Here is a 9,676-nt window from a genome sequence, read left to right on the forward strand (position 1 = left end):
GAGCTGGGACAGCTGGCTGGGCGGCCCCGGCGGAGCGCGGCGGCTGGACACCCGGCTGCAACGGCCGCCCCCGGCCGGCGAGGACGCGGCATGAGCGCCGAACTGTCCGAACTGGTGGCCCGCCTCAATCCCAGCTGCCGCAAGGCGCTGGAGCTGGCCGCCCAGCGCTGCCTGCAGCAAAGCCACTACTACGTGGAAATCGAACACGTGCTGCTGGAGCTGCTGGAACTGCCCAACGGCGACCTGCCGCTGCTGCTGCCCAAGCTGGGCCTGAGCCCGGACCAACTGAGCGCGGAGCTGCGCCGCAGCCTGGACCAGTTCAAGCGCGGCGAAACCCGCGCCCCGGCCTTCTCCAGCCACACCGTGGCCTGGCTCAAGGAAGCGCTGCTGCTGGCCACGCTGCGCCAGCAGGCCAGCATCCGCTCCGGCCTGCTGCTGCTCACCCTGCTGGAGCGCGACGAGCTGCGCAATCTGCTGCTGATCGGCGCGCCCTGCCTGCTGCGCGCGCCGCGCCAGCCGCTGAGCGAACAACTGGACGCCTGGGCCGCCGCCTCGCGCGAAGCCCCGTCCGCCGCGGCGGCGGAACCGGCCGGCGCGCTGGCGCGCTTCACCCACGACCTGGTGGCCGACGCCCGCGCCGGCCGCATCGATCCCATCGTCGGCCGCGACGGCGAAATCCGCCAATGCCTGGACATCCTGCTGCGCCGCCGCCAGAACAACCCCATCCTGGTGGGCGCGCCCGGCGTGGGCAAAACCGCGGTGGCGGAAGGCCTGGCGTTGCGCATCGCCCACGAGGAAGTGCCGCCGGCGCTGGCCGGCGTCGGCCTGCTGGCGCTGGACCTGGGCCTGCTGCAAGCCGGCGCCGGACTCAAGGGCGAGTTCGAACAAAGGCTGCAAAGCGTGATGGACGACATCCGCGCCGCCGCCCGGCCCATCATCCTGTTCATCGACGAAGCCCACACCCTGGTGGGCGCCGGCGCGGCCGAGGGCCACAGCGACGCCGCCAACCTGCTCAAGCCGGCGCTGGCGCGCGGCGAGCTGCGCACCGTGGCCGCCACCACCTGGCAGGAATACAAGAAATACTTCGAACGCGACCCGGCGCTGGCGCGGCGCTTCCAGCCGGTGCAAGTGGAAGAACCGGACGAAGACCGCGCCGTGGCCATGCTGCGCGGCGTCGCCGCCCGGCTGGAACAACACCACGGCGTGCGCATCCTGGACGCCGCCATCCACGACGCGGTCAAGCTGTCCCACCGCTACATCTCCGGCCGCCAGCTGCCGGACAAGGCCATCAGCGTGCTGGACACCGCCTGCGCCCGCGTGGCGCTGGCCCAACACGACCAGCCGCCGCAGCTGGAAAACCTGCGCCACCGCCAGGCCATGCTGGACGAGGAACTGGAGCGGCTGCTGAACGAACAGGCCACCGGCCTGGACCACGCCGCCCGCATCGCCGCGCTGCGCCAAGACAGCGCGCGCCAGCTGCAAGCGATGCGCGAACTGACCGTGCGCTGGCAGGACGAATTGCGCGCGGTGCGCGAAATCCTGCGCACCCGCCAGCAACTGCTGGACTTCCTGGCCAGCGAGCCCGAGCTGCCCGCCGGCGAACCGCCGCTGCTGCTGGAAGAAGCCGAAGACGGGCCAGCGACCGCCGACGAGGACGAAGCCGCGGACCCGGCGCTGCGGCTGGCGGAACAACTGGCGCGGCTGGAAGCCGGCCTGGACGCGCTGCGCCAGGACGACCCGCTGGTGCCGGAACACGTGGACTCCAAGGCGGTGGCCGCCGTCATCGCCGGCTGGACCGGCATCCCGGTGGGCAAGATGCTGGCCGACGAAGCCTACGCCATCCGCACCCTGGCCCAGCGCATGGGCCAGCGCGTGATCGGCCAGCCGGCAGCGCTGGGCAAGATCGCCCAACGCATCCAGGCCTACCGCGCCGGCCTGACCGACCCCGGCAAGCCGGTGGGCGTGTTCCTGCTGCTCGGCCCCACCGGCGTCGGCAAGACCGAAACCGCCTACGCGCTGGCCGACGCGCTCTATGGCGGCGAACGCAATCTGATCGTGGTCAACCTGGCGGAATACCAGGAAGCCCATAGCGTCAGCCAGCTCAAGGGCGCGCCGCCCGGCTATGTCGGCTACGGCCAGGGCGGCGTGCTGACCGAAGCGGTGCGGCGCAAGCCGTATAGCGTGGTGCTGCTCGACGAAATCGAGAAAGCCCACCCGGACGTACTGGAAGCCTTCTACAACGTGTTCGACAAGGGAGTCATGGAAGACGGCACCGGCCTGACGGTGGACTTCAACAACACCATCATCCTGGCCACCAGCAATGTGGGGGCGGAGCTATTGCAAACCACGCCAGGCGAACAGCTCGACACCCAGTTGTTCGACGAACGCCTGCGCAAGACGCTGCTACAAACCTTCCGCCCCGCCTTCCTCGCCCGCATGACCGTGGTGCCCTATCCGCCGTTGGCGGAACGCACATTGGAAAACATCGTGATCAACAAGCTGGAAAAACTGCAAGCCCGCTATAAGGCGGCGACAGGGAAACAATTCGATTTCGACCCGGCCATTGTGAAAGCGGTATTGGCCAAATGCAGCTCTGCTGGCGCGCGGGATATCGAGAATGTATTGATGGAACAGGTGACGGGGAAGTTGGCGGAGTGGGTGTTGGAGTGAAATATCAACTCATATACGATGGTGATTTATGATAATAGTTAAAATCAACTCAAAGAACACGCTGATAATATCCCACAGCAAGGCGCTTAATCCAAACGATGAAAGCATATTTCCACTACGCGCCCTGAAAGAACATTTACTCAAATCAAAAGAGCAAACTTTCGTAGAGACATGCACTGAAGATATTGCATGGGCATTTTTCTCATACCGCATACCAAAACAAACTCATGGCATGCTGAGGATCTTATTTCACGAATGGGTGACCGCACCAATAAAATTTGGTAGTGAGGGTACATACATATCCTTGGACTCAAAAAGTAGGTTTGCACAGGGAGCAAACAGCATCATACAAAGCACCCAGCACAAATATTTTGAAAGCGTCGAATATCTTGCATTCGCTTTAATGGGAAATCTAGCAGCAACTGAATGCCGAAAGAAAGAAGAAAATCTTGCACTGGACATACTCGCCAATCTCGCAACTTATGAAGAAGTTGTCATAGACCCTATAATAACAGGAATAAAAGGGCTTATCTCTTGCAATAGATACAAGCCCCCCGCCCCCGGAAAGTCCATGTATGGCCCGGCGGCTGTAGTGGATTGGACCAAAGATATCGTAAAAGAGCTAAGAAGCGCCCCGCCAATTGAAAGACTGTATAAGAAGATCGCAGCGATACATGATTTTTCTCAGGCAAACCGAGACAGCGATGAGTTCCTGCATGAAAAGCGCAATGATCATCGTGACATGCGCGTCAACAAATACAGTCTAAATGAGGGCCATGCGGATGTTATTGCGGCTCGAATAAGAGGCATATCAATTTGGGCGGGAAAATCTGGTTCTACGATCGACATAATTCAAGCTACAAAACTAGTCAGTCAAGTCAACGAAAAAGAACTGGCCGCTTTAACGCTCTGCATTGCAGCTTTCTTTCATTTTATGCCTACATCACAAAGCTCCACGCACACCTATCACGAGGTGGTCTCAGGCGCCTCTACAGTAGATGGCAGGATTCTTAGTTATTTACCGGACATGCCACCCACTCCGCCGGTATCTTTTATTTACTCAAAAAAGCAGCTTCCACCTGGAAGCTTGTATTTATCAAAGCTATAAAAACAAGACCATTTTGGTTATTTTAAAAGGAGTAAACACATGGGTAGTTGCGACACGCATGGAGCCTTTAATGGAAACACCTGCCCGCAGTGCACCAATCACATTCAGATTCTAAAGATAATAAAAATACCTGATTACATGGAGCCAGTCATCGGGGCAACGCTTTTAGCGTCCAATCTTCCCGCCGCCATGCGTGTACGACTACTCAGTACGGTAGCCCCCCAAAATGTGCACTCCCAAATTCTTAGCCAAGGCTTAATGCCTCAATCAATGTTAAAGAAAACTGAAGGATTAACCCCGCCGATTGATAAATTTGCAAAGGACTCCAAAAACAGGATATATCTTGGCGGCGGCACAAGCACAACAGTCTATTCAAATATCAGGGGCTTGAGCGAAGTCAATCCTGACTGGATCAAGACTACAAAAAATTCCCGATTCCAGTGCGCATTTCTCTTCAGGCCAACGCTTGGAATACTGAAGTATCCACTTATTGTAATTGTACCCGAGGACTTATTTCTAAAAAACTTCATGAAAGACGAATTCTCTGTAGTCAAGATATTTAAAGAGCGCTTCATGGGCTTCAGCAACACAGTACCGATCCCTGGTGCCGTAAAAAGCGTTGAGCATTTCACTCTTGTTCCAAAGTACTTCTTGGCGTCAACTCACTTTAGCCCTCAGTCAATAATTCATGAAGCATGGCAAGGGCAAATCTTAAACCCAGCAAGATTCATGCGAGGGGTTTCTTTTTCGGGGATAGGGTCGGCATTAATATTTAACTGGGTCAGAAATAAACATTCCACCCAAGAAAAGCATTGAAATTAGATGAGCTTTCAAAAGAAAATATTTGTGAGCGATATATGATAATAAACCAAATCAATTGAGGTTTTTGATGCCCCGCCCCACCAACACCAGCCTCTCCCTCAGCGCCTCCGCCCTGACGGATCTCTACCCCCAGACGCTTTCCGGGGACGAGGCGTTGAACGAGCTGGGCAGCTTGACCCTCAATGGCGACAGCGCCACCGCGCTGACGTTGAGCAGTGCCGTGGCCACGCATATCACCGCCACCCTCCACAACGACGCCAACCAGCGCCCCCTCGATGCCCTGGTCGCAGAGATCCGCCAGCTCCCTGCCGATGCCACCGCCGACCGCTATCAGGTGGTGCTGCGCCCCTGGCTCTGGTGGCTGACCCTGGCCAGCAATAACCGGGTGTTCCAGAACCTCTCCACCAGCGACATCGTCACCACCATCTTCAAGGCCCATGGCTTCACCGATTTCAAGCTGTCGCTGACCGGTAGCTACGAGCCGCGCGAGTATTGCGTGCAGTACGGCGAAACCGACTTCGCCTTCGTCTCGCGCTTGCTGGAGGAGGAAGGCATCTTCTGGTTCTTCACCCACGAGGACGGCAAGCACACCCTGGTGCTGGGCGACAGCAGCGACGTCTTCGTGCAGATTCCCAACGGGCCGAAGGTGCCCTACCTGGGCCAGGGCATGGGCCAGCGCGAGCTGCTTGGCATCCGCTCGGCGCAGTACAGCGTGCAGGCGGTGAGCGGGGTGTACAGTGCCACGGATTACGCCTTCACCACTCCCACCACCTCGCTGTACAGCAATGCCGAGGCGGTGGCCGGGCCGTTGTCGATGTACGAGCACCCGGGCGGCTATATCGCCAAGGCGCGCGGCGATGCCTTGACCAAGCAGCGCGTAGACGGGCTGCGCAGCCAGGAGAAGCGCCTGATCGGCGAGAGCGACTGCCGCTGGCTGGTGCCCGGCCACTGGTTCACCCTCAGTGGGCATGACGACACCAGCCTCAATATCGACTGGGTGGTGACCGCCGTCACCCATGACGCCAGCCACGAACACTACCGCAGCCGCTTCGAGGCCATTCCCAAGGCCACCGCCTACCGCCCGCCCCGGCTCACACCCAAGCCGCGCATGCACACCCAAGACCGTAGGTTGGGCTTTCCCCTTCACCCATAAAATGAACGCAATCCATTAACCACCATGCCCCGCCCCTCCGACAAAACCACCCCGCTCTCGCTCAGCGCCCCGGCGCTGAAAGCGCTGTACCCGGACAGCCTGTCCGGCGACGAGGCGCTGAACGCGCTGGGCAGCTTCACCCTGGCCGGCTTCAGCGACAGCGCGCTGACGCTGGACAAGGCGGTGGCTTCCCACCTGACGCTGAGCCTGCGCCGCGACGACAACACCCGGCCGCTGGACGGCCTGTGCGCGGCGATACGCCAGTTGCCGGGCGACGCCACCGCGGACCGCTACAGCGTGACGCTGCGGCCCTGGCTGTGGTGGCTGAGCCTGGCCGGCAACAACCGTATCTTCCAGAACCAGAGCGTGCCGGACATCGTAAAAGCGGTGTTCGCCGGCCACGGCTTCAGCGACTACCAGCTGAAACTGGACGCCACCTATCCCAAGCGCGAGTACTGCGTGCAATTTGGCGAAAGCGATCTCAATTTTGTGATGCGGCTGCTGGAAGACGCCGGCATCTTCTGGTTCTTCACCCACGCCGACGGCAAACACACCCTGGTGCTGGCGGACGGCAACAGCCATTTCCCGGACTGCCCCAATAACGCCAAGATCCCCTACCTGGGCCAGGACCTGGGCGGGCGCGAGCTGGAAGGCGTGCGCAGCGCCGGCATCAGCCGCCAAGCGGTGGCCGGCGGCTACCGCGCCGGCGATTACGAATTCACCACCGCCAGCGCCTCGCTGTACGCGCAGGCGCTGGCAAAGTCCGACCTGCCCAACCTCTACCAATACCCGGGCGGCTACGCCAAGAAGGCCGATGGCGACGCGCTGGCCAAGCAGCGCAGCGACGGCCTGCGCGCCGAGGAAGTGGAACTGGTGGGCGACAGCGATTGCCGCTGGCTGATGCCCGGCCACTGCTTCACCCTGAGCGGCCACCCGGACCCGGCCTGCAATATCGCCTGGGTAATAACCCGCGTCAGCCACGAGGCCGGCCAGCAGCATTACCGCAACCGCTTCTCCGCCATTCCCAAGGCCACGCCCTATCGCCCGCCGCGGCTCACCCCCAAGCCGGTGATGCACCCGCAGGTGGCCAAGGTGGTGGGCAAGGCCGGCGAGGAGATCTGGACCGATAAATACGGCCGCGTCAAAGTGCAATTCCCCTGGGACCGCGACGGCAAGGACGACGAATCCAGCTCCTGCTGGCTGCGGGTGATGCAGCCGTGGAGCGGCAAGGGCTTTGGCATGCAGTTCATCCCGCGCATCGGCCAGGAAGTGATTGTCAGCTTCATCGACGGCGACCCGGACAAGCCGCTGGTCAGCGGTTGCGTCTACAACGGCGACAACGCGCTGCCCTACGAACTGCCGGCCAAGCAGGCGCAGTCCGGCCTCAAGACCAACTCGACAAAAGGCGGCGGCGGCTTCAACGAGTTGCGCTTCGACGACAGCAAGGACAAGGAGGAAGTGTTCTTCCAGGCGCAAAAGGACTACACGGTGAAAGTGCTTAACGACGCGGCCGCCGACGTGGGCCACGATGAAACCCTGGTGGTGAAGAACGAGCGCAAGCGCAGCGTCACCGAGGGCAACGACAGCCTCAGCGTGGACAAGGGCAACCGCACCGTGGAAGTGAAAACCGGCAATGAAACCCTCAACGTCAAGGGCAAGCGCACGGTCAAGGTGGAGGGCGACCAGAGCCACAGCACCGGCGGCAATCACGAACACAAGGTCAGCGGCAACTACACGCTGACCGTGGACGGCAACCTCACGCTCAAGGTGACGGGCACCATTACCTTGCAAAGCGGCGGCGCCTTCACCGCCAAGAGCGACGCCGCCTACACCGCCCAGGCCGGCACCAGCCTGACCAACAAGGCCGGCACCGGGCTCACCAACCAGGCGGGCACCGAGCTGACCAATAAAGCCGGCACCACGCTGACCAACGACGCCGGGGTGTCGCTGACCAATAAGGCCAGCGCCAGCCAGACCGTGGACGGCGGCGGCATGCTCACCCTCAAGGGCGGGCTGATCCAGCAGAACTGATGCGATGGCGGAACCGATAGACATCCAGCAAGACCAACAGCGCTTCGTCGGCCAGTTGGGCGACGGCAAGCTGCAAGGCCCGGCGCGCATCGACCAGGCCGGCGCGCCGCTGGCGCGCTTCCACTACCAGGACGGCCAGTTGCACGGCCCGGCCACCTTGCTGCACCCCGGCGGCCAGCCCTCCGCCCAGCTGCATTACCAGCGCGGCCAGTTACACGGCGCCGCGCAGTACTGGTCGCCGGAGGGCGCGCTGCAACGCCAGGCTCATTACCGCCACGGCCTGCCGCACGGCGAAACCCGCACCCTGTTTCCCAACGGCCAAACGGCGGAGCTGGCGGTCTACCGCAAGGGCCTCAAGCACGGTCTGCAACAACGCTACCACCCCAACGGCGCGCTGGCGGAACGGCAGAACTTCATCGAGGGCAAGCCGCTGGGGCCGCCGGAGCGCTTCGCCGACGACGGCCGGCCGCTGAACGCGGACGGCAAGCCGATGGCGCGCTGGCGCTGGTGGTGGCATAGAATGATGGGGTGAAGACACGGCCGCCCGCTGACTTGGCGCCGGTTCAACGTCTCACCCGTTAAAAGCAAGACCAGGGCAACAACAAAGAAAGCGGCGTCTTCCGTTGCCGCTAGTGGATTAAGTCATGTGACATCAAGGGATTTGCCGGCAGCGCCTATCGTCTTGAGGAGCCTGAATATGCCCGCTCTCGTCATCGCAATGCTGATTTGCCTGGGCATGCTAGGCTGGCCGCCGGCCGCCAGCGCCGCCTCCGTGGTCAAAATCGCGTCGGACGACTGGTGTCCCTATATCTGCGCGGATCAAAGCCGGATCATCGGCGGTTATTTGGTGGAGCTGACGGATCAGGTGCTGAACTCGCAGGGGTATCAAGTGGAGGCTATATTCCTGCCCTTGAACCGCGCGATGAAGATGGCCGAGGAAGGCGTTATCGATGGCATCTATGCGCCGGCGCTGGATCAGCGCCTGCTGCTGAGCAAGCCGATGGCTTATTCACGCGCCTGCTTTTATACCCTCAAGGACAGCAATTGGCGCTACCACGGCTTGCCATCCCTGGCCCATCAATCGCTAGGGCTGATCGCAGACTACGGCTACGACGGCGGCGCTTTCGATGACTGGCTCCTTACCGCCAAGGCGCAAGGTTTTCACATTGAGTCCAATATTGGCCAGACCGCCGGCAGCACCAATATCAAAAAGCTGTTACTGAAGCGGTATTCCATCCTGCTGGAGCATGAGACGGTGATGAATCACTTGATTGCCGTGATGCGGGTGGACGGCAGCCTGCGCAAAGCCGGTTGCCTGGAGCAAGCGCTGACCATCGTCATCGGCGTGGGCAGGAGCAATCCCAACGCTCACGCCCTGGTCCGGGCGATCAACACCGGCCTGGAGACGATCAGGGCATCGGGACAACTCGATGGGCTGAAAACGAAATACAAGATCAGCACGGAGTGAACACCGGTTCAAAGCCTAGCGAGCGCAAGGCATGGCAAGCCACGGCAAAGGCGGCTCGCGCCTCCGCTAGATGAGCATATTGCAACCGCACTCAACTCAAGCTCCCAGCAAACGCGGCTGACGATGAAGCAGCCCTCGCCCCGTCATTAGCTGGCAATTAGAACAGGTGCAACCCGCCAAACCCCTGTTCAGAGCCTTCTGCGTCTTGTTGCCCGCCCGCACAGGCCATAGAATCCCGCCACTATCTATCTTTAAGAAACTGTTCAAAGTCTGCTGCGCGCCGGCGATGCATCGCCGACGCGCAGCAGATCGTAAACAGCTTCTCTGAGCCGAAAGCATCTCTCGGACACCCCCTCATGGGGGTGCTTTTATTTTTGCGTTTGGAAACCGCCATGGACCTCAGCACCCTGCTCGCCAGCTTCGC

General features: G+C 61.1%; 7 protein-coding genes. All 7 read left to right on the plus strand.

The genetic code is table 11. From position 1 onward, the window contains the following. The first annotated feature begins 90 nt into the window (after window positions 1-90). Window positions 91-2,670, plus strand: a complete 2,580-nt coding sequence (tssH, locus tag LQT98_RS03735) for a type VI secretion system ATPase TssH (RefSeq protein WP_231461164.1) — start codon at window positions 91-93, stop codon at window positions 2,668-2,670. A gap of 28 nt (window positions 2,671-2,698) precedes the next feature. Then, entirely contained in the window at window positions 2,699-3,778 is a 1,080-nt protein-coding gene (locus LQT98_RS03740) for a hypothetical protein (RefSeq protein WP_231461165.1), read from the plus strand. A 39-nt stretch (window positions 3,779-3,817) separates the two neighbouring features. Then, window positions 3,818-4,594: a hypothetical protein gene (locus LQT98_RS03745; protein ID WP_231461166.1), complete on the plus strand. Its 777-nt coding sequence runs from the start codon at window positions 3,818-3,820 to the stop codon at window positions 4,592-4,594. 73 nt (window positions 4,595-4,667) lie between these two features. Continuing rightward, a complete protein-coding gene (gene tssI / locus LQT98_RS03750) occupies window positions 4,668-5,753 on the plus strand; it encodes a type VI secretion system tip protein TssI/VgrG (protein WP_231461167.1) in 1,086 nt (361 codons plus the stop codon). A 24-nt stretch (window positions 5,754-5,777) separates the two neighbouring features. After that, complete coding sequence (locus LQT98_RS03755; protein ID WP_231461168.1) at window positions 5,778-7,784, plus strand: type VI secretion system Vgr family protein; 2,007 nt, start codon at window positions 5,778-5,780, stop codon at window positions 7,782-7,784. Window positions 7,785-7,788: 4 nt separating this feature from the next. Further along, on the plus strand, window positions 7,789-8,316 hold the full coding sequence (locus LQT98_RS03760) for a toxin-antitoxin system YwqK family antitoxin (protein ID WP_231461169.1): 528 nt from the start codon (window positions 7,789-7,791) through the stop codon (window positions 8,314-8,316). Window positions 8,317-8,481: 165 nt separating this feature from the next. After that, the gene (locus LQT98_RS03765; RefSeq protein WP_231461170.1) at window positions 8,482-9,252 is read left to right on the plus strand and encodes a substrate-binding periplasmic protein; all 771 of its coding nucleotides are present in this window, start codon (window positions 8,482-8,484) and stop codon (window positions 9,250-9,252) included. Window positions 9,253-9,676 lie beyond the last annotated feature (424 nt).

It is taken from the genome of Chromobacterium aquaticum, assembly GCF_021129195.1.
Classification (GTDB): domain Bacteria; phylum Pseudomonadota; class Gammaproteobacteria; order Burkholderiales; family Chromobacteriaceae; genus Chromobacterium; species Chromobacterium aquaticum.

Coding starts and splice junctions, on each gene's coding strand:
- LQT98_RS03760 (WP_231461169.1), top strand. CDS start 7,789: ATGGCGGAACCGATAGACATCCAGCAAGACCAACAGCGCTTCGTCGGC.
- LQT98_RS03740 (WP_231461165.1), top strand. CDS start 2,699: ATGATAATAGTTAAAATCAACTCAAAGAACACGCTGATAATATCCCAC.
- tssH (WP_231461164.1), top strand. CDS start 91: ATGAGCGCCGAACTGTCCGAACTGGTGGCCCGCCTCAATCCCAGCTGC.
- LQT98_RS03765 (WP_231461170.1), top strand. CDS start 8,482: ATGCCCGCTCTCGTCATCGCAATGCTGATTTGCCTGGGCATGCTAGGC.
- tssI (WP_231461167.1), top strand. CDS start 4,668: ATGCCCCGCCCCACCAACACCAGCCTCTCCCTCAGCGCCTCCGCCCTG.
- LQT98_RS03745 (WP_231461166.1), top strand. CDS start 3,818: ATGGGTAGTTGCGACACGCATGGAGCCTTTAATGGAAACACCTGCCCG.
- LQT98_RS03755 (WP_231461168.1), top strand. CDS start 5,778: ATGCCCCGCCCCTCCGACAAAACCACCCCGCTCTCGCTCAGCGCCCCG.